The sequence below is a fragment of the Sporosarcina sp. FA15 genome, assembly GCF_051550195.1.
Lineage (GTDB): Bacteria > Bacillota > Bacilli > Bacillales_A > Planococcaceae > Sporosarcina > Sporosarcina psychrophila.
In genome coordinates, this window is record NZ_CP188818.1 from 2,158,698 (window position 1) to 2,178,848 (window position 20,151).

General features: G+C 40.2%; 19 protein-coding genes. 4 read left to right on the forward strand and 15 right to left on the reverse strand.

What is annotated here, in order from left to right; genetic code table 11:
* Positions 1–59: 59 nt before the first annotated feature.
* The 4 genes from priA to gmk form a co-directional block, all read right to left on the reverse strand.
* Complete coding sequence (gene priA / locus ACP8HG_RS10430; RefSeq protein ID WP_438298590.1) at positions 60–2,471, reverse strand: primosomal protein N'; 2,412 nt, start codon at positions 2,469–2,471, stop codon at positions 60–62.
* Entirely contained in the window at positions 2,461–3,678 is a 1,218-nt protein-coding gene (gene coaBC, locus ACP8HG_RS10435; protein ID WP_187045427.1) for a bifunctional phosphopantothenoylcysteine decarboxylase/phosphopantothenate--cysteine ligase CoaBC, read from the reverse strand. Before coaBC ends, priA begins: the two co-directional genes overlap by 11 nt.
* A gap of 253 nt (positions 3,679–3,931) precedes the next feature.
* Positions 3,932–4,156 (reverse strand): DNA-directed RNA polymerase subunit omega, encoded by a 225-nt coding sequence (rpoZ, locus tag ACP8HG_RS10440; protein ID WP_067211360.1) that lies wholly within the window; start codon positions 4,154–4,156, stop codon positions 3,932–3,934.
* A 3-nt stretch (positions 4,157–4,159) separates the two neighbouring features.
* Entirely contained in the window at positions 4,160–4,777 is a 618-nt protein-coding gene (gmk, locus tag ACP8HG_RS10445) for a guanylate kinase (RefSeq protein ID WP_067211363.1), read from the reverse strand.
* A 157-nt stretch (positions 4,778–4,934) separates the two neighbouring features.
* Here gmk and ACP8HG_RS10450 point away from each other — a divergent pair, with 157 nt between their 5' ends.
* A complete protein-coding gene (locus tag ACP8HG_RS10450) occupies positions 4,935–6,626 on the forward strand; it encodes an Rqc2 family fibronectin-binding protein (RefSeq protein ID WP_438298591.1) in 1,692 nt (563 codons plus the stop codon).
* Positions 6,627–7,282: 656 nt separating this feature from the next.
* On the opposite strand, the gene ACP8HG_RS10455 is transcribed toward ACP8HG_RS10450, so the two are convergent.
* The gene (locus ACP8HG_RS10455) at positions 7,283–7,936 is read right to left on the reverse strand and encodes an XRE family transcriptional regulator (protein WP_187045428.1); all 654 of its coding nucleotides are present in this window, start codon (positions 7,934–7,936) and stop codon (positions 7,283–7,285) included.
* A 156-nt stretch (positions 7,937–8,092) separates the two neighbouring features.
* Here ACP8HG_RS10455 and ACP8HG_RS10460 point away from each other — a divergent pair, with 156 nt between their 5' ends.
* Positions 8,093–8,353 (forward strand): helix-turn-helix transcriptional regulator, encoded by a 261-nt coding sequence (locus ACP8HG_RS10460; protein WP_067211370.1) that lies wholly within the window; start codon positions 8,093–8,095, stop codon positions 8,351–8,353.
* A gap of 725 nt (positions 8,354–9,078) precedes the next feature.
* On the opposite strand, the gene ACP8HG_RS10465 is transcribed toward ACP8HG_RS10460, so the two are convergent.
* On the reverse strand, positions 9,079–9,309 hold the full coding sequence (locus ACP8HG_RS10465; protein ID WP_067211375.1) for a hypothetical protein: 231 nt from the start codon (positions 9,307–9,309) through the stop codon (positions 9,079–9,081).
* A gap of 609 nt (positions 9,310–9,918) precedes the next feature.
* Between ACP8HG_RS10465 and ACP8HG_RS10470 the strand changes: the two genes are divergently transcribed.
* Complete coding sequence (locus ACP8HG_RS10470; protein ID WP_187045430.1) at positions 9,919–10,833, forward strand: glycine betaine ABC transporter substrate-binding protein; 915 nt, start codon at positions 9,919–9,921, stop codon at positions 10,831–10,833.
* A gap of 144 nt (positions 10,834–10,977) precedes the next feature.
* Positions 10,978–11,655, forward strand: a complete 678-nt coding sequence (locus ACP8HG_RS10475) for an MOSC domain-containing protein (protein ID WP_067211381.1) — start codon at positions 10,978–10,980, stop codon at positions 11,653–11,655.
* A gap of 704 nt (positions 11,656–12,359) precedes the next feature.
* Here ACP8HG_RS10475 and ACP8HG_RS10480 read toward each other — a convergent pair.
* Genes ACP8HG_RS10480 through ACP8HG_RS10520 form a run of 9 tightly spaced genes read right to left on the reverse strand, consistent with a single transcriptional unit; the run spans position 12,360 to position 19,675 of the window.
* Positions 12,360–13,079, reverse strand: coding sequence for a KDGP aldolase (locus ACP8HG_RS10480; RefSeq protein ID WP_438298592.1), 720 nt, complete (start codon positions 13,077–13,079; stop codon positions 12,360–12,362).
* Positions 13,079–14,188: a DgaE family pyridoxal phosphate-dependent ammonia lyase gene (locus tag ACP8HG_RS10485; RefSeq protein WP_438298593.1), complete on the reverse strand. Its 1,110-nt coding sequence runs from the start codon at positions 14,186–14,188 to the stop codon at positions 13,079–13,081. The genes ACP8HG_RS10480 and ACP8HG_RS10485 overlap by 1 nt, the downstream gene beginning before the upstream one ends.
* 10 nt (positions 14,189–14,198) lie before the next feature.
* On the reverse strand, positions 14,199–14,834 hold the full coding sequence (locus ACP8HG_RS10490; protein ID WP_067214019.1) for a DUF4310 family protein: 636 nt from the start codon (positions 14,832–14,834) through the stop codon (positions 14,199–14,201).
* Between the two features lie 24 nt (positions 14,835–14,858).
* A complete protein-coding gene (locus tag ACP8HG_RS10495) occupies positions 14,859–15,644 on the reverse strand; it encodes a DUF4311 domain-containing protein (RefSeq protein ID WP_067211390.1) in 786 nt (261 codons plus the stop codon).
* A 13-nt stretch (positions 15,645–15,657) separates the two neighbouring features.
* Positions 15,658–16,008, reverse strand: a complete 351-nt coding sequence (locus ACP8HG_RS10500) for a DUF4312 family protein (protein WP_438298594.1) — start codon at positions 16,006–16,008, stop codon at positions 15,658–15,660.
* Between the two features lie 4 nt (positions 16,009–16,012).
* Entirely contained in the window at positions 16,013–16,372 is a 360-nt protein-coding gene (locus ACP8HG_RS10505) for an SFCGS family glycine-rich protein (protein WP_438298595.1), read from the reverse strand.
* A gap of 18 nt (positions 16,373–16,390) precedes the next feature.
* The gene (locus ACP8HG_RS10510) at positions 16,391–16,729 is read right to left on the reverse strand and encodes a PRD domain-containing protein (RefSeq protein WP_067211395.1); all 339 of its coding nucleotides are present in this window, start codon (positions 16,727–16,729) and stop codon (positions 16,391–16,393) included.
* Positions 16,686–17,840, reverse strand: coding sequence for an amidohydrolase/deacetylase family metallohydrolase (locus ACP8HG_RS10515; protein ID WP_438298596.1), 1,155 nt, complete (start codon positions 17,838–17,840; stop codon positions 16,686–16,688). Before ACP8HG_RS10515 ends, ACP8HG_RS10510 begins: the two co-directional genes overlap by 44 nt.
* Before the next feature lie 14 nt (positions 17,841–17,854).
* Positions 17,855–19,675: a BglG family transcription antiterminator gene (locus tag ACP8HG_RS10520; protein ID WP_438298597.1), complete on the reverse strand. Its 1,821-nt coding sequence runs from the start codon at positions 19,673–19,675 to the stop codon at positions 17,855–17,857.
* Positions 19,676–20,151: the final 476 nt, after the last annotated feature.

Genomic DNA, 20,151 nt, shown 5'->3' on the forward strand with positions numbered 1-20,151 from the left:
TTGTACTGAGGATTGGGGGCTGACATGGATATTTCACGTCCAGACTCCAGCGCTTTTGTTTAGTATATTGACGCCGGTTCTACATCAACGGTCATTATCAGTCCTGATTTAATCCAGTCCGTCCGGTAATACTTAATGAGCTGCTGCAGCGTTTCTGTCAACTTCGGCTCTTTTTTGTATTTTATCAAACATTGGTAGCGATATCTATTGTTCACTCGACTGATAGCGGAAGCAGTTGGTCCGATGACGACTGTGCCTGCAGATAAGTTCTGTTTTAAGTAGCGTGCTCCCTTTTCTGCAAAGTCAGCTACTTTCAATAAATCCTCGTGCGTAAACTGAACAAGCGTGACGAAATAGAAGGGGGGATAGCCATATTGTCTTCTGGCCGCCATTTCCATCGTATAAAAAGGCTCATAATGCTGTGCTTTCGCTAATTCGATTGCGTAATGTTCAGGGGAATAAGTCTGGATGAAAACCTCTCCAGGCAATTCGTGACGTCCAGCTCGTCCACTTACTTGCGTCATTAGTTGAAAGGTTTTTTCAGCGGCACGGAAATCAGCTAAATGGAGTGTTGTATCTGCGGCAAGCACACCGACAAGTGTAATATTCGGGAAATCTAGCCCTTTCGCAATCATTTGCGTCCCTAGTAGGATATCCGCCTGTCCTTCACTGAACTGTCTAAGAAGCCGCTCGTGTGAACCTTTTTGCCTCGTTGTATCGACATCCATTCGAAGGACACGTGCTGTAGGAAACAGTTTCGCAATTTCTTCTTGCGCTTTTTGGGTCCCTGTTCCGAAAAACCGGATATGTTCACTTTTACATTCCGGACAAACGAGCGGCACTCGTTCTTCATGACCGCAATAATGGCATTTTAACTGTTCGTGTGCACGATGATAGGTCAACGAAATATCACAATTTGGGCATTCAACGACAGTACCGCAATCCCGGCAGAGTACAAAAGATGAAAAGCCTCGCTTATTCAGAAACAGCACGATTTGCTCTCTTTTTTCCAATCGGATACGGACCGCTTCCGCAAGCGGCAATGAAAACATCGAACGATTTCCGGTTTTCAATTCCTCTCGCATATCAACGACTGTTACTGTTGGCAGGGCCTGATCTTTTGGTCGTTTCGTTAGTGTAAGCATGGTATATACACCTTTTGATGCACGTGCATATGATTCCAGTGACGGCGTTGCACTTCCTAAAATAACAGGACAATTGTAATACTCCGCGCGTTTAATCGCAACGTCCCTTGCATGATAGCGCGGTGTATCATCTTGCTTGTACGTCGATTCATGCTCTTCATCGAGAATGATAATACCAATATTTTCAAACGGGGCAAATATCGCCGACCTTGCACCAATGACGACTTTTACTTCCCCCCGTTTTATCTTCCGCCATTCATCGTATTTCTCACCGGCAGACAAGGCGCTGTGCATAACTGCAACGAGCGAACCAAAACGCTCTTTGAAGCGCGACGTCATTTGCGGGGTTAATGATATCTCTGGGACAAGGACGATTGCTTCTTTGCCTTTATCCAAAACGCGTTTAATGGCACGTAAATACACTTCTGTTTTTCCACTTCCTGTAACGCCATGAAGTAGGAATGTTTCTGCCTTTTGATTGTCTTCGGATATTGCTATATGATCAAGTGCAATTTGCTGTTCGTCTGTCAAGACTTCGGGTATCGCTGTATCTTTCAATTGAGGCGCATCAGGTTCACGGTACACTTCAGCAAGTTCTTCGAAGGCTGCTCCTCTTTCAATGACAGTTTTCAGCACAGCCGGTTGAATTCCCGACTGTTCCATCAGTTGTTTTGCACTGATCGTTTTCCCTGCATGCTCCAACATCCAGCGAAGTAATTCAGCTTGTTTTTTCGCATTGGAGTGAATAGAGTCAAGCAAAGTTTGCAGTGTTACCTCATCTGCCATTCGAATCATCCGTACTTTTTTCACAGCAGTTTGCTGCCCTACGGCCGTATCGACCGTGACAATTCCTTCTGAAACATACTTTTTTAACATTTTCATCAATTCTGCTGAATCTACTTCTTTCAACTGAATCCGTTTCCTGCCCGCAAGAAAAGCTTTAAAATCAGCGTCTTCAATTCGTTCCGGTTCTTCGACAATGATGAACTTTTCATATTTTGCACGCATCGCAGCAGGTAACATCACTTGGAGGGCATCAATTTCATATGACAACGTCTCAACCGCGAGCCAGCGCGATAATTCGAGCAGTTCACTAGAAATGACCGGATCCAAATCAATAAGTTCATCAATCGGTTTAATTTTGCCGAGTGCAAGCTCACTTTCGTCCTTCAACATTGTTACGTAACCAAGCACTTTCCTGGGTCCAAACGGAACTTTCACTCTGGTTCCAGGCTCAATCACAGATTCCAATGCTTCTGGAACGAGGTAATCAAACGGCCTGTCGATTGGATAAGCCGCTACATCTACAATGACTTCAGCGATCATTTAGTTGATCACTTTCTTCTTTAATAATTGTTTCCAGCAATAGAATGGCGAGTTCTTTTTTCGGCATTGCTCGGAATGGCATATGTGATCCGTTTTTCGAAAGAAGTGTGACAACGTTTGTATCCTTCCCGAATCCAGCATCCGGATCAGTCACGTCGTTGACGATAATATAATCAAGGTTTTTACTTTCTAGTTTGCCTATGCCATAACCTACTGCATTTTCAGTTTCAGCAGCAAAGCCAACAAGGATTTGTTTCGTTTTCATTGAACCGATTGTTTTCAAGATATCAGTTGTTCGTTCAAGTTCAATAACAGAGTCCCCTACTTGTTTCTTCATCTTTTGGGGCTGAATCTCTCTCGGGCGATAATCCGCTACAGCAGCTGCTTTGATAACGATTGCCGCATCATCGAATTGTGTTCGGACGGCTTCAAACATCTCTGCCGCACTTTCAATATCAATGACTGTTACTCCCGCTGGCTTGTCCAATCCAACAGGTCCCGAAATAAGGACAGTCTCAGCGCCGAGTTTAACTGCTGCTTCTGCCATCGCATAGCCCATCTTGCCACTTGAAAAATTCGATACATATCGTACCGGATCAATCCGTTCACGTGTTGGACCTGCCGTGATCACAACTTTCTTTCCTGAAAGCGGAAGATATTTGGACGTTGTGAACCGTTCTGTTATCAGTTCTACAATCTTTTCGGGTTCTTCCAATCGACCTTTTCCTACATAACCGCATGCCAAAAAGCCTTCAGAGGGCTCGATGAATTTATAGCCATCTTCGTGCAGCGTAGTAATATTTCGTATAACTGCTTTATTCTCATACATATGGACATTCATTGCAGGTGCAATCCAGACCTCAGCCTGAGTAGCTAAGAGTGTAGTCGTTACCATATCGTCAGCAATCCCATTCGCGAGTTTACCAATTACATTTGCTGTGGCTGGAGCAACTACGACAAGATCAGCCCAATCTGCCAAATCAATATGTGCAATCACACGGGATTTTTTTTCATCGAACGTATCGAAAAAAACATCGTTTCGTGACATCGCCTGAAATGTAAGTGGTGTGACAAATTCCTTTGCCGATTCAGTCATTATGACCTTTACGTCCGCTCCTGCCTGAGACAACTTACTTACAAGTGCAACAGCTTTATAGACCGCGATTCCGCCAGTTACACAAAGGAGGATTTTTTTATTCAACAACATGATCTCATCCCTTCTAAAATGACAAACTCCCAAAGAAAAACTCGTTTCTAAGGGAGTATCACGTTTATTTATTATGATATGAAAAGCGTAAGGAGCCGGTTAGATGCGACAGGCATAAGACGGACCGGCGAAGCGGCGTAATTTGCCGCGTAGCTGGGCTGACTTATGTCCCGAGCGTCTGGCGACTGAAGCCTAGACACCATTTCGAATCGAAAATCCCACTGTCTATTAAGTACAAAGATAGCTGGACTTATTAAACTTCGTCTTCGTAGACGATTGAATCGTCCGATTTCTTTTTAGAAAGTACACCGGCTGCCACTTCTTCAAGTGCTTTACCGACATTCTTGTTAGAGACATAAGAAGTAAGAAGCTTATTGCCCTCTTCTTGCATTTGACGCGCACGTTTTGAAGCGAGTGTTACAAGTGTGTATTTCGAGTCGATTTTTTCTTTTAGAGAATCGATTGATGGAGTTAACATTGATTATTCCCCTTTCAGCATACCTAGATAGATTTTTTCTACACGTTCTCTGCGGCAATGTTCGGCAGTGACAATGGCATTGATGCGATCGCAAGCGTTTGTCACTTCGTCGTTTTCTACGACATAATCGTACAAGTTCATCATTTCAAGTTCTTCACGCGCTTTCAAAATACGTGTTGCAATGACATCCGCTTCTTCAGTACCTCTTCCTACAAGTCTGTCTTCGAGTTCAGATAAACTTGGCGGTGCAAGGAAAATGAATAATCCGTCTGGAACTTTGGCACGCACTTGTGCCGCTCCGACAACCTCGATTTCGAGGAATACGTCTCTCCCAGCGTCAAGCGTTGCATTAACATAATCAAGCGGAGTACCGTAATAATTGCCTACGTATTCAGCATATTCAAGAAGTCTATCTTCTTCAACCAACTGTTCGAATTCAGCCCGCGATTTGAAAAAATAATCGGAGCCATCCACTTCACCTTCGCGTGGACTTCTCGTCGTCATTGAAATCGAGTATTCATAATTCGTATCAGGTTGTGTAAAAAGCTCTTTTCGAACCGTCCCTTTGCCCACACCCGAAGGTCCAGATAGAACAATTAGAAGCCCACGTTGTTTGTACATGCAATCCCTCTTCTTATCTAATCTAATTTTACAGTGGAGCTTCAGCACAATCATGCCGGCTCCGATCGTTATCGATCGAAACAATCTGTTCATATTATACCATATATGCTTGTTGTAGTGCTAAAATAGGGAAAAACGATTTGAAAGAGGAATCCTAATGGCATTTGATGGTTTATTCACAACGGCTATGGTGCAGGAGCTACAAGTCTTGAAAAATGGACGTATCTCCAAAATCCATCAGCCGAACGCACAAGAAGTCGTATTTCTAATCCGTGCAGACGGTAAAAATCAAAAACTACTTATTTCAATTCACTCGGCGTATTCACGTATTCAGTTGACAGAAGAAGCGATTACAAATCCTTCTGAACCGCCTATGTTTTGCATGGTTCTTCGTAAACACTTAGAAGGTGGGTCGATTACTTCCATCGGCCAATTCGGGACGGATAGGATTATCACGATTGACGTGAAGGCGAAAAATGAAATTGGTGATGATATTAACAGACGATTGTATGTCGAAATCATGGGCAGGCACAGTAACTTGCTGCTTGTAGATCCCGACCGCGACATCATCGTTGATAGTATGAAACACTTGCCACCATCGGTAAATAGTTACCGAACAATATTACCGGGTCAACCATTCATACCAGCTCCTCCGCAGGATAAAACAAATCCATTTGCGGTAACTGAAGAACAATTTAACGGGTTGCTACCAGAGTTAGAAAGTGCCCGTGAAGTCGTCCAACGATTTTCAGGCTTTTCACCAGTTAATGCGGAGGAATTATTATACCGCTTAAAAAATGCTCCAGAAGCGAATAAATTCATCGTTTTCACATCACTCCTTGGATCATTCAAAGGAATAGCTAGCACACCAAATATTTCGGAAATTGGTACAAAAACCGTATTTTCAGCGACAGCGCTAACACATTCCGATAAGACGATTGCGGAATACAAGACGCTGGGTGATTTGCTGGATAAAGTGTATTTCGCTCGTGCTGAAAGAGAACGTGTGAAGTCACAAGCCGCGGACTTAGAGCGTTGGCTCGACAATGAAGTTGCTAAACTGAATTTGAAAGTGAAGAAACTCGTAAAAGAAAGAGAAGCCGCTGGAAAGCTAGATACATTCCAACTTTATGGAGAATTACTTACTGCCAATAGTTATGCCATTGAAAAAGGTGCAACGGAAGCAATTGTCGCCAACTATTACGAGGAAGGGACAACTGTAACCATACCGCTTGATCCTAGAAAATCACCAATTGATAACGCGCAACGGTTTTATTCTAGGTATTCCAAAGCGAAAACAGCACTTATCATGATTGCTGAACAGCTTGAAAAAACGGCAGAAGATATCGCCTACTTTGAAATGATTAAACAGCAAGTGTTACAAGCATCCCCTATAGACATCGCAGAAATACGTGAAGAGTTGGCGGAACTTGGTTTTCTGAAGGCCCGCAAGTCGAAAAAGAAACTGAAACCGAAAAAACCAGTACCTGAAACATATGTATCATCTACTGGTGTGAAAATTTCAGTGGGCAAGAACAATAAGCAAAATGACTATTTAACATTTAAAATTGCATCCCGGGAACAAACTTGGCTCCATACTAAGGATATCCCTGGATCACACGTTGTCATACACGAGGCGGATCCAGACGAAGAGACAATTCGTGAAGCGGCTATCCTTTCTGCTTATTTCAGCAAAGCCCGCGGATCATCAGCAGTACCTGTTGACTACACAGAAGTCAGGCATGTGAAAAAGCCGAACGGATCTAAGCCTGGATTTGTTATTTATTTTGAACAAAGGACTATATTAGTTACGCCAGATGAGGATATTGTTATGAAACTACGAAAATAACTTCTAACGGCACCTCTTGCTTAAAATCCAGCAGACTTCTGTTGATTATCCATTTATTCACATGAAATACGGGTGAGTAAGGCTTTGGAAAACCCGTTTTCACTGGATCATTTTCGGTTCGATTTCGGCGAACTAATCACGACAATCCGTCACTTCTAGCCACACTTTTTTCGGTAATCCTATTGGGAATAGTTGCCTGTCGCGTCCCTACAATGTTCAAGTGAAAAATGCAGTTAGGTTTAAATGAAATGAATAGATGACTTTCTATAGAAATTGTAAGTGCCCGAAGATGCAATCTCGGGCACTCTTGTACTATGTACAATGCATTCCTTGCTTACCTTTAGCAAAGAGTATGCATGTAATCATGTGATACCTTATAGAAAGCGGCACTTCTTTACTAGTAAAAAGAGAAACCCTAAAGAATGTTTCAGCCGCCAAAATTGTATCTTTGGCGGCTTTTATCCAGGTAGATGCCCCTCTAATATAAAATGCTATTCCACATGGATATCATAATTGTGGAATAGCATTTTTTTGTTTCAAGAAAGTTATTTCAACTTTTTATTATACCCAAATTAAGTAAGTATACGTTTTTCAACATTATGTATTTTCTAGTCTCTAGCACTTTTCTAGTATTCTTTTAAAAAATTGCATCCACACTAAACGGATACACCATACCAAATTATTTTAGCAATTATCTCTAAGCCACTCTCCGCTTTGAAAGGGACTATACAATCATGAAAGCTTTTATTTGTTGATTCCGGACTCAATACAATCACTTGTTGCTGTTCAATTCTTCTATAGCGCCTGACGGCATATTCATTCCCAAAACAGTAAACGGCTATATCACCATTTTCCAGTTTATCTCGTCCAATTTGTAAAGCAACGATGGGAGACCCATCAGGAAATAACAAATTCATACTTTCTCCATTTACTTTAAATGCTATTAGATCTTCGTCTTTCGAGTGCTCCCCTAAGAAACTGACAGGTAGCTTTATAAATTCAATCTCATCACATTCGATACCATCTGTAAGTGAGAGAACACCTGCCGAAATGCTTGGTAAGCACGGAATATTTACCGTCTCTGCAATAGGATAAGCGTTTTCTTTAAAGAAATATTCCATTGGGACATCAAAGTAATGCGCCAATTGTTGTAAAGCCCCAGCCCTTGGAAATTTATTTCCCTTTTCCCATTCTGAGATTGTTGCTTGGCTCATCCCAATCGCTTCGGCAAGTTCCACCATCGTTATTTTATTTCTTTCCCTCAATCGCTTCAAACGTCTGGAAAATAAGCCTTGTACCAGATTGGTCATGAATAGAACCTCCATTTACTTCTCATACTGATTGTACATCATTTCGGAAGTAATCTGTTTTAATACAAAAAAAGCATGTGGTAACTATCCCCATGCAAGTTCTCTTGTTATATCACTTTTAGTAATATATAATTATGTGAATAAGGGGTGAATTATGTGATATCTGAAAATGGAGTGCCATTTTACCTCATCCAAACACTTCATTCTTTACGATTGAAATATGGGATGAATTCTATTGATCTCGCCGAAAGAATAGGAGTCAGCCTAACTACATACGAAGAGTGGGAAAAAGATTCTTCTGCCATCTCGTTTAATCATATGTTGAAGCTAGAAGAAGTATTTCAAATGCCCTCGAAGTATATTTATTTCGGTAAAGATATAACTTTAAGTAATCCTGAAAGAACGAATAGAAAGTAAAGCAAATTATATTACCAACTGTAACATATTCCATTGTCCTATGTTCAAAGATAACTGTAAAAGAAGTTACTTTATACTAGTTTTCATTGAATACAAAAATCGTTACACATTTCAGAGAGGTGTTGTTCTGATAGGATGACCAATTTAGATTCTACACTTGACATTGAGTTAGTCATTTCAAAAATTTCGTCCGACCAATCAAAGTCGTTTCAAACGACTTTAAAGGATTTCCAGACGTTATTAAATGAAGATAAATTAGAAGATTCTATTCTGAAAAATGTCTCCTCTATTTATTATGTATTAGAAAAATTACATAAAGAAAAGAAAATTCATAGACGAGAATTCAACCAACGTACTAAATCCTTAATTAATATTGTCCTACTTGCGAAAGATATAAACGCAAATAATATACGTATAAGTAAGTCTTGAATTGCCAAGACTTGCTATCAAAATAGAACAATGCTTTTAATTAATCCAGATGATGTCTTAGTTATAGACCTATGTAAAAGATGCTATTCCACGATGGTGACATCCATCACGGAATAGCATCTTTTATATTATAGACGACTACTTTTCGGCACGACTATTGATTAACCATTTTCTTACACGAAGCACCTGTAAGAAAAACATACCAATCTAAATTTGCACTTGTACATTTCAGGCTAACTTTGGTTAATCAACACATATTTTTTCTGGGGTAATCCCCCATAAGAACTCCCACCAATTTACTCTGGTGCTTTTTTACTTTTATCGATTCGGTTGTAATCAGACAGTTGAATCACTCGAACATCGCGGGTATTCAACTCGTGGTAAATCCCTCTGCTATCCCGGAACGAAATGTAGCGATCTCGCTCGCTTTGGATTAGTTCTTCTGCTCTTTCTTGGGACTCCATATAAATAAACCTTCTGATATAATGCTCTTCATCAAAAAAGTAAGTTATTTTGAATTCTTTCATGCCATAAACCTCCTGAAATGCGTAAGCGCTCTAGTTCTCTAATGGCCACATCATTCTTCCGTTAATATTCTCCTTTCATTCTAAAAACTCAGCCTATCCATTTCCTTTCGCACCTATTCTTCAACCTCAGAAAGGCAATCTTCAAAAAAGTGTACACAAAACTATGTTACACTTAATTTGGGTACTAAATGGCTGATGATAAACAATCCAGATCATTAGGGAAGGTCAGCACTTACGTTTATCTGCGGTCTATACATATTTCTATTTTTCGGGGAGGGTTATCACTTACTATAAATAGACCTATTACAAAGCAGTATAAACTGCCTGATATGAGAGGAGTTATAGATTTATCGGACATGAAATGCGGGCTTATATGACAGTAATTAAATTGAATGAAGCAAACATCATCAGACTCTAGTAAAATTCCCCATATACTAGCGAATTCTTTATCCTATGCTTTTATAAAGAATTGCTTTCTCTGTCATTCTTCTTTAATGAGGGCGTAACGCCCCCCACTTCTGGCTATTCATACATATATCCATTGTGCTTATTTATGCCCTATTCATTTTTAATCCGGATAATCGGAAAAATTGAGGAGGAACTAAGAACATGACACTTTTAAAAAAGATAACTGGATTTGGAACAGCTGCACTTTTGGCATTCGGACTTGCAGCATGCAACAGTGATGATGCAAAAAACGACGATGAGCAAACATCAGGAACAAAAACAACGGCCGGTGACTCTGTTGACCACACAATTACAGGGATTGATCCCGGTTCAGGACATATGGAATTAACGGCGAGAGCACTTAAAGAATATGATCTGACAGATTGGAATCTCACTTCGGGCTCTGGTGCCGCGATGACAGCTGCTTTGAAAAGAGCTTATGATAAAGAAGAACCAATTATCATAACAGCTTGGAGTCCGCACTGGATGTTTCTAAAATTCGACTTAAAATATTTAGAGGATCCTAAACTAGTCTATGGTGATTCTGAAGAAATTCATTCAATTACTCGAATGGGAATGAAAGATGACTTCCCTGAAGCTTACACGATTTTCCAACGCTTCAACTGGGACATAGAGGATATGAGCGAAATTATGGTCGCGATTGAAGATGGGGTAAAGCCTGAAGAAGCAGCCCAAACATGGATTGACGACAATCAAGACAAAGTAGCAGAGTGGACAGATGGCGTGGCTAACGTGGATGGAGATACCCTCAAGCTCGTCTATGCGCCCTGGGATAGTGAAATCGCAAGTCATAATATGATGAAACTTGTTCTTGAAGATAAGGGTTATAAAGTCGAATTATCGATGGTAGAACCAGGTCCAATGTTCTCAGCTATCGCTGATGGAAGTGCAGATGCAACATTCGCTGCTTGGTTACCTATCACCCACAAAACCTATCTAGATAAATTTGATGGTAAATTCGAAGATGTTGGTATTAATATGGTGAACGTCAAACAGGGACTAGCTGTACCAACCTATATGGAAGATATCAATTCCATTGATGATTTAAAGAAATAATTCCAGAAAAACAGCCCATTGCTTTTAGCGATGGGCTGTTTTCATAAAATGTTTTGACAACTGATTTTTGCTGTGGTTTGATTGTAGAATAGATGGGCAATTAAACTTGTTTTCACTCCTTGTAGAAAGTAGGTATATACCTAAATGACAACTTTTAGTGCTGAATTAAAAAACTTATCAATCGGATTACCGAAAAAAATGAAATATGGTACTGATAAAGAAATGGATACTGGCATCTGCAAAGAAACGATTGAGGAGGTCTTTTTAACAAAAGATGGCTTTAGAGGAGATGGTGTAGCAGACCTTCGACATCATGGGGGGCTTGACCGCGCAGTTTGTGTCTATCCGCATGAGCATTATTCGCTCTGGGAACAGGAGTTTAACAAGCCCCTACCAAGTTCGGCTTTCGGGGAGAATATAACAGTCACCAATATGTTGGAGCAAAACGTTCATATTGGTGACATTTTTCGTCTCGGAGATGCTGTTATTCAAATAACGCAAGGCAGAATTCCATGTAGCACGATTACAAAGAGAACCGATATGCCTCCCCTTCTTAAAAGAATGGTGGAAACCGGGTTCACAGGTTATTTATGTCGTGTTTTAGAAGAAGGCTCTGTACGAAAAGATTCGACAATTACATTAGTAGAATCTCATCCAAAACAAGTGTCCATCCTTTTTGCGAACCAGATTTATTTTCATCATCCAAAGGATATTGAAGGCATCAAAAAAGTGTTGGACGTTCAAGAATTGGCACACGATTGGCGTGAGCGATTGACCAAACGATTGGAGCAATTAACAAATCCATATATGTTGAACAAATGAATACGGCGTATGCGCTTTACAAGGGATTTTGAAAGGCCACTGAAAAAGCCCTTGTAATTGGGATAAATTAGGATTCCCACTAATACCGCTTCGACGCTTTGTGGATGCCTCCCGCGATAAGCCAGAAAGAAGACCACTTGGGAGGGATTGAACTGTATCCCTCCTTGTTCTTATCGCTCCGGCTACCACGAAGACGCGCCTGCGCTAGATTGTCTATGTGAGAAAGAGCTTTTCATTATCTACGATGAAATCTGCAGCCTAGAGTGTGTCTTTCTTGAATAGAATTAGTATCAAAAAGTAATCACATTATAATCTCTGCATATACATCTCAAAATCACATTTCTCTCGATAATGAACAACCTAGCGCAGGCGCGGAAAAGGGGTCGTCGAAGCTGTAAGGCATTCCCAAAGCGCTAAGCGTTCTACAATCCACCCCCCGAATTAATACTCTCTCCTTATTGAGCGCCACAGTAAATTTAGTGGGATTCTTTAATTCAATATATATAGTCTAAAATTTTTTGCATATTCTTATATAGGTTACTAGCAAAACAGCTATTCCACTTGGATTTCACCAACGTGGAATAGCTGTTTTTCATTTCATTAATCCAACTCTTAATTCTCCATGTCAATCAAATAATTTCCTGATTGCTTCTTCAGTGTTCTCGACCAGTCTAGTAGAGAGACTCGGATTGATGCCGGCATTGTCACCAAGTCATCTCAATCAATTGCTTCATCGCAGAAGGTTTGGTATCGCCAGTTTCTTTATCGATTATAGATGTGTATAAATGTGGAATTACGGTTTCTGCACCATTGTCCAGACATGTTTGTACGATTACATGGACGTTGTCTAACGTAATACCACCTGTTGGTTCAATGATTTTAATGCCCGCTTTTACTGCTGCTTGCGTCATTGCTGCTAATTCCTCAAGACCCTTTTCACCTTCGATTGGATATAATTTGATAGAAGGAATCCCGAGCTCAGCAATCATAGCTGCCACAAGTTCACATGATACCTTCTCTCGGTAGGCCGAACTTGCTGGGCCTGTGGAAATATACACTTGACCAGGCATGCCAGTTGGTTCCACCAAAGAGTTTATCACGGGAACATTTTCTGTAGTTTGTTCCATTCTTCCAAGCGTATAACCCGATGCCGGGAATACTTGGTTAATATGATCTGGTAAAGTTGCCACAGATACATTCGCAACTTTTCTCCACATATTAGGATCACCTGCACCTAACCCCACTGAAACGAGAATATTATTGTCCTTGAATTCTTTTACTAATTCGATAGCAGCCTCTTCTGTCGGGAAGTTCTTGACCATGACTCCGACTAGTACACGATCCTTCGCAATTTCCACAAGCTCCAGCGCATTGTTCAAATCCTTGGCTAGCACGTTAAAAAAGACTTGATGTTTAAATGTCATTATTCCACTCCTTGAGCTAGAACTCGTTTGATTGTTTTTGCTATGATATCTTCTTGCCCTTTAAGCAAGGGTCTTGGATCGACAGATAATATTCCGATGTTCACATAATGATGGCGTAAAAAAATAGCCGGATTTCCTGACTCGAGTGCGTGTAGCAAATCCTCTGCATCCATGCCCGCTTCTTTACTATCCACTTCAATAGTTGCACGGTAAATATCCCTGCCTGCTTCATCCTGTTTGACTGAGCATGTCAATCCAGAAACACCATTTAAATCATTACAGAGTTTCTTCATTCTACTAAGCTGCCCCTCTACATCTGTAGCTTTATCGGCATATTGCTTAAGTGCTACGATCAAACCGGCCATTCCTTCTTTTCCAATTTTCATCGGACGACCAATTCCTTTATATTGCTTCCGGCATGCTTCCATTAATTCTTTTCTACCACAAATGAATCCTGATGTTGGCCCTTCCAATGCTTTACCACCACTATATATCACGATGTCTGCACCCATCGCAATATATAGTTTGAAATCCTCTTCAGCTGCAGCATCGATAATAAATGGAATGTGATGCTTCTTCGCAATTTCTATCATAGTTTCAATTGGTTGCATCCCTTTTTGAATAGCATGATGAGATTTAATGTACATCAGTGCAGCAGTATTTTCATTGATTGCTTCCTCAATATGCTGTGCTTCCACTTTGTTTGCTTGACCGACTTCAACCACCTGCCCGCCGCCCAAACTGATCATTTGTGCAATGCTGGCCCCAAAATGAATTTGCTGTCCTTTTTGAACGATGACTTGGTTTTTCAACCCATCTGAATTTGGTAGTCTTTCAATATGTGTCAGATTTTTACCCGCGATAACGGCTGCAGTACTAATCGCAATCCCAGCCGCTGCACCGCTCGTCGGACAGCCATCCTCAGCACCTGTTACTTCAGCAATAACAGTCCCTGTAAGCTCCATGATTTCATCAATGTCTACATAATCTTGAGAGGCTTCTTTAAGTGTTTGCGCAACTTCCTCACTTACGGCTGATGCACCAAGAGCTGTCATTTTTCCGCTTGCATTAATAACTTGTTTTAATCCTAATCGCCTAAAAACACTCATCTTGTTCACCTCAGTCTAATGGTATTGGGAAAAATGCCCCTAAAAGCATTGCTCCTAAAATTGCTCCGCCTACAATAGGCTTCTTTCCCGCGTAAAAAATTGCTGCTCCAACAACGGCACCAACACCAATTGGAATAGATGCAGATGCAGCGGAAATGATAATCAATGGTCCTAAGAATCTTCCTGAAGCATTCCCCGCTCCCATCATGACATCTGCTCCAAAAGTGGAGTTAGATTGCCCTACTGTAAGTTTACGAACCATAATGACAACATACCCGATTGCAAGCCCTAAAATAGCGCCAGTAAGTAAAGCTAGCCCAAAATTTTCAATTGGTGCGGTAATTCCGGAAGCCAGAAGTAATGCAGGTACACCAATTCCAAGTCCCGTTTGAATTGCACCACCTATATCTAAAATCCCAACAAGCGAACCCTCCAAAATGCGTGCAAATAGAAAACTTGCCCCAAATGCTGCCGCTACACCATAGCCACCACCTTGCATTCCTACTTCAAGCATCGCAACAATCGCAACATCATTAAACGCCCCAATTTTATAAACGTAGTACATATGGGTGCCCGCAAATACTCCGGATGACAATAGGGCTACAAAAATCGGAAATGACCAATCGGCATACCAAAAACTTTTCATATTAATTTCATTGTTATCCCCCACTTACTTCACCTCATATCCAATTAGTTTGTGTAGATTGATTAACCATTCAGGCGCTTCAAGATTAAATCCTTGAAGGAACTGAATATCGAATCCACGGAAAAACCCACTAAATATAAACAATAAAATTACAGAAACCATAAGTGTCTTTGTAACTTTATTCCAACCACCGTCATCTACGCCTTTTCCGATTAAAATTCCCAGCACGACACCAGGCACGGCATTTCCCATGACCATATGTGCAGCTCCGCCGAAAATCGTTCCCCAGATTCCCGATCGCTTACCAGAATCCAAAGCTGCCAACCAGAAGATAACCGGCATGACAGGATTGATGAGCAAATTTGCTGCTGGAACCAATACTTTTAACGCAATTGCTTGCAATGACTCTGGAATTGCAGAGGCCGTCGAATTCAAGAATGTTACAACAAGTACCCCGATAATTGCTCCTGCAATTGCCATTTTCTTTGGATTATGCAGTGTATCTTCTGGACGTTTTCCTTTTCTCATTAACACAGCTGCCGCCCAGTTTGGAATAATCCGATGGTCGACGTCTTGCGTGAATGCACCAGCGCCTACAGAAGATGCCCATGCATTAAAGAAGAATCCTAAACCGAATGAAAAGTGTGATGCTGCGTCCCCTGCACAAGCATTTAACTCTCCCAACGTTCGAAATGCGCCCATTCCTTGTGATTTGGGAGCGTGAAACATCCGAGCCGCACCGGCGCCTACGCCGAAACCTACAAATCCTCCAATGATGATAGACTTAAAAATAATCGTAAGTAATTCCATAGTTTATCCCCCTTTATTTCAAGAAATTATTACCCATGATTTGACCCTTCAAACTGTTTCCTTGTTCAACTGTTTCAAATCGAATTTCTTCTACATCCAACAGGAATAATTCCACATCTACATCTAGCACAACCCTGTATTTACTTCTTTTGCGTGGTGCAAAAACGAATAAAAAGCGCTCAACATACGACGTTTCCATCGCTTCTACTACATCAACATTTACAGGCTCAATCCGAATAATCATATTTCCCTTATAGTCTTTCATTACTTTTTTCTGAATATTCCCTAGTGCCGTATTCAGTGCCCTTTCTTTCGAATCCCCTTTGCCCTCAATACGGACCTTTGTTTCAATAATTTTTTTCATGAAATCAGCTCCTTAGTTTTATGAATTCTTCTGTAAGTCTTCTTCCCAATTCTTCCGAATCATTAAAGCCAAAACCAAGAACTGTCTTTCCCTCTCTTAATGCTGTTAGTCCTTCTTCAACGGAACGCATGCCATAGCGTGCTGAATATCCATATTTTGACTGCGCCGTAATAGCCCCTGCTCCCCCACTACCACAAAAAGAGATACCCATATCCGCCTTCACTTCATTCATCATATCGCCCAGTTTCATATCGGCAGCCACTCCACTGATAACGATTGCCTTGCCCCCTGCTGCCTCCACGCCTTTTCCTACATTTTGCCCTTTTCCTAAACGATCGCCAATCACAACAATAATTTCACTCATAACTTATTCCCCCTATTTTCAATTTAATTTTGCAGATTCAAAGTGGATTGATAAAAGATACTTTTCATCATCATGCAAATTGCTAAGTTGTTTGCAAATGTCACTTGCCATTCCAATGGAATCTTGTGTAACCTCACTAAATATTTCTTTTTCAAGCGCTGGAATCGCTTCCATATTTATTGAGCGATAAACCATACCGGAAATGTGTGAAACAAATGAAAGCCACTGCGTTTCTGTCATAATAATTTTTTTAGTCGTTAAAACTTTTTTTGAATAAGTTAATACTTCTATACATAATTCTGAATTCCCGCTTTTATTGATTATCTCGCGCTCTTTTGGAATTTGTTGATTCATCATGGTACACTACCTTCCCATTTCTCAATACCATATATGGTTTAAGTATTTGCTTTGCTTCTAGTTCTACTCCCTCTGAATCTATTAAGATCGTTCGTTGTTTAATAATCTTGAAAATCGTAATATCGGCTTTGGTTCCTAGTGCTAGCGTACCTATATCACTTGCCCCAAGTGCATTTGCTGCTCCCAATGTGACCGACTTCACTACTTCAATTAAAGGGATTCCAAGTTCCAATAGCTTGGTCATCGTAGTCATCAAGCTACAAACAGGGCTTTGATAGTTTTTAATATATATATCGGTACTGGTCGTAAACGAATCGTCATATTGCTCTCTGAATTTCATCATAGTTTCATAGCTAAAGCTAGAGGTACCATGTCCGACATCGAATAATACGCCCCTCTTTAAAGCATCCAACGCTTCTGGAATTAGTTCACCTTCTGCATTCATAATCCCATGTTTTTTTCCATGAAATGCATGTGTCACGATGTCTCCTTTACTTAAGAGAGGGAAAATGTCTTGTAAATGGGGAGGTGGGTTCCCAATGTGGACCATGATTGGAACACTTAAACGGTCCGCTAGCATACGCGCATGTTGAAGAGGTTTAATTCCACTATTTTTAACAACACTCCCACTCATTCTTGCCTTCAATCCAACAATGCTTGGTTCCTTTTTAAAAATTTCTTCTGCTTCTTCTATACTCATTAAATCTTCCATATTTGCAAGTTCAGCAAGACCGCTAGTTAAGCCCTTTCTCGCAATATTAAGGAATGAAAGAACCTTCGTTTGACTCGGTTCAACCACCTTCTCCTTAAAAGCCGCATAATCTGAATATCCGGCACTACCTGCATCGACTACTGTTGTAACGCCTTGCTCAATGCCCACTAGATCAGCATCGATCCCAAGTTCGGTGTGTCCAGTAAAGATATGAACATGCATATCGATGAAGCCTGGTGAAACATAGCATCCTTCTGCATTGATATATGTTACATTTGCAGAACTATTATGTTGTGGCTCCACGAGTAATCCATTTCGTACTGCAATTTCCTTTATTTCGATCGTGTCTTGTTGCGGATCAATGAGATAACCATTTTTTATGATGATTTCTTCTGGCACAAAAACACCCCCAGCTATTTTAAATAATGCAGGATTGCAATGATTTCAGCTTTGTGTGTTTGCAAATCATGCACATCTAAAATTTCTTTGATCTTTTGAATATCCTCTTTGTCATAAGAATGATTGCTAGAACTTGAATAATTGTCGTATTGTTTATCGAAATAAAAGCGATGAACCATTAAAAAAATATGCAGCATGAGTGCCTGCTTCTTGGTAGCTCCTATTTCATCGGTAAAAGCTAACTGGATTTCTTGATTAATCTCAAAACCCTTTAAGATTATTTCTTGACTGATGAATTCAGTATCTTGACTACCGATTGTTTCCTCGGTACTTTCCAACAAGTTATTAAATTGAAAGTTTTTATAACGCAGTAACTCCTGCACCTTACGTTTGATGGTTTCGATATCCCTTTTACTTGGCAGCGGATCCACAATTACTAATGGAAGATCAGTTTCAATTGGAAAGACACTAATAATCAAATCGACTTTTTGCTGGATGCAAATTTCATCCACTTCCATAATCGAACAATTTTTAACGATTTCAATATCATAAATTTCTCTTTCGACTCGATTTTTAATAAGACGCGCCACGCCTCTTCCAGTAGAACATACATATAAAGTACGAATTTTACCTTTTTGATTAAACTTCTTTTCAAAAGAGACAATGAAATGGAGCACGATTAACGATACAAACGAATCCGGCACTGAAATTTTTAGAGGCGCAAGGTATATTTGGCACGCTTTTCTGATAGTTGAGAATAGAACTGAATAGTTTTTCTTTAATTCTTTGGTGAATGGATTAATTTCTGTGAAATTGATTTCCCCTTTTTGAAAACGTAGAGAAAGGTGAGCAAAAAGATTATTATATAGTTTTGGATCCTTATGATAATGAATCCCTTGTATATCACTGACATATTGGATTATTTCTTTTGTGACCTTGACGATGTCGATTTGATTGAGCGCGTTATCCCTATCTCCTGTAATATAGCGGTATTCCTCTTCAAACAAAGGATACTGCATTTGTTCATACACCTTCTCCATTAGCTGAACCGTTAAATTAGGATAATCAGCTTTCTTTATAATCCGATAGTCTTTCATCGTAAATCCAGCGTTCATTCGAGTAATCGAGATTGTCATTCTAAACAAAATCCTTAGTACATCTGATTCATGAAGTACGTGTTTAGGTTGAGAAGCAAATAACCGAGCCATCTGCTTCTCAACGACTTTATACAAAGGAAGTATGTCGGCAAATAGCATAGGTCCTTCAATTAATAAATCTCGACAGGTTACACCACTCATAATTTTATAGATTTCATTATTTGTCAAATCAGCATGGATCAAATGCTCAAACAGCAACCTTAGCGATAGTTCGTCTCCTATTAATTTATAACCCGTTCCGTGCTTTCTTTCTAATTCTATTTTCCAAGGTTGAAGCAATTCATCTATTTGTTTAATATCATTCAAAGATGTATTTCTACTTACATCAAGCCGCTCGGAAAAAGTAGATGCAGTTATGTAGTCAGTGTTCACCAGCATATATAAAATCATTTTCCCTACTCTAGCCTCCTGATTCAGATAGACATCATTTCGCTCAATTTCCGGCAGGGTATGGATGATGGCCAATCGTTTTTCCTCACTACAATCAATCCAAATCCCTTTATTTGACTGTGAAAATAACTCTATCTCCCGGGTATTGAGCCAACCTTTCACATCTTCTAGGTCATATTTAATCATTCGTGTACTCACATTAAATTCTTCTGACAAATCCTTTAGATAGACAGAACCACTAGTTTCTAGAAGCTTCACCAATAACCGAAACGCTCTTATGTTAAGCAATCCCAACACCACCCTATAGTTGTTCGGGTTTCTTCTGTATCTCCGGAGCATTTAGGTTTTTCTAATACAGAAACCGACAATGAAATAAAAGCGCTGAAGTCTAGACGAGGAATCGCTTCTTTTAAAGGGTTTCCACAGTGCAAGACTTTATAGCTCTCTAACCAGACACAAAATAATTTCGTTTGATCCGACTCCGGAGAGGGTCTTGAATCAATAATTCTTTACTAACCCAACTTTAAACTTTTTGCCAATTCAGATAAAGACAAAATCCTTTCCACCTAAATAGGGAAGGATTTTGGAGCCTTAGTAAGTCATGCACCTCCAACCTACACAATACTAGCTGCTAAACATCAAAATCTCCTCATCCGTAACAAATATAAATGATTTCTGTAGTTTGCGCTATTCGCGACAAGCTGTTCTAATCGCGTTAAATGTTAATGGGTACGATAATTAAAAAAAGCTATTCCACATGGATT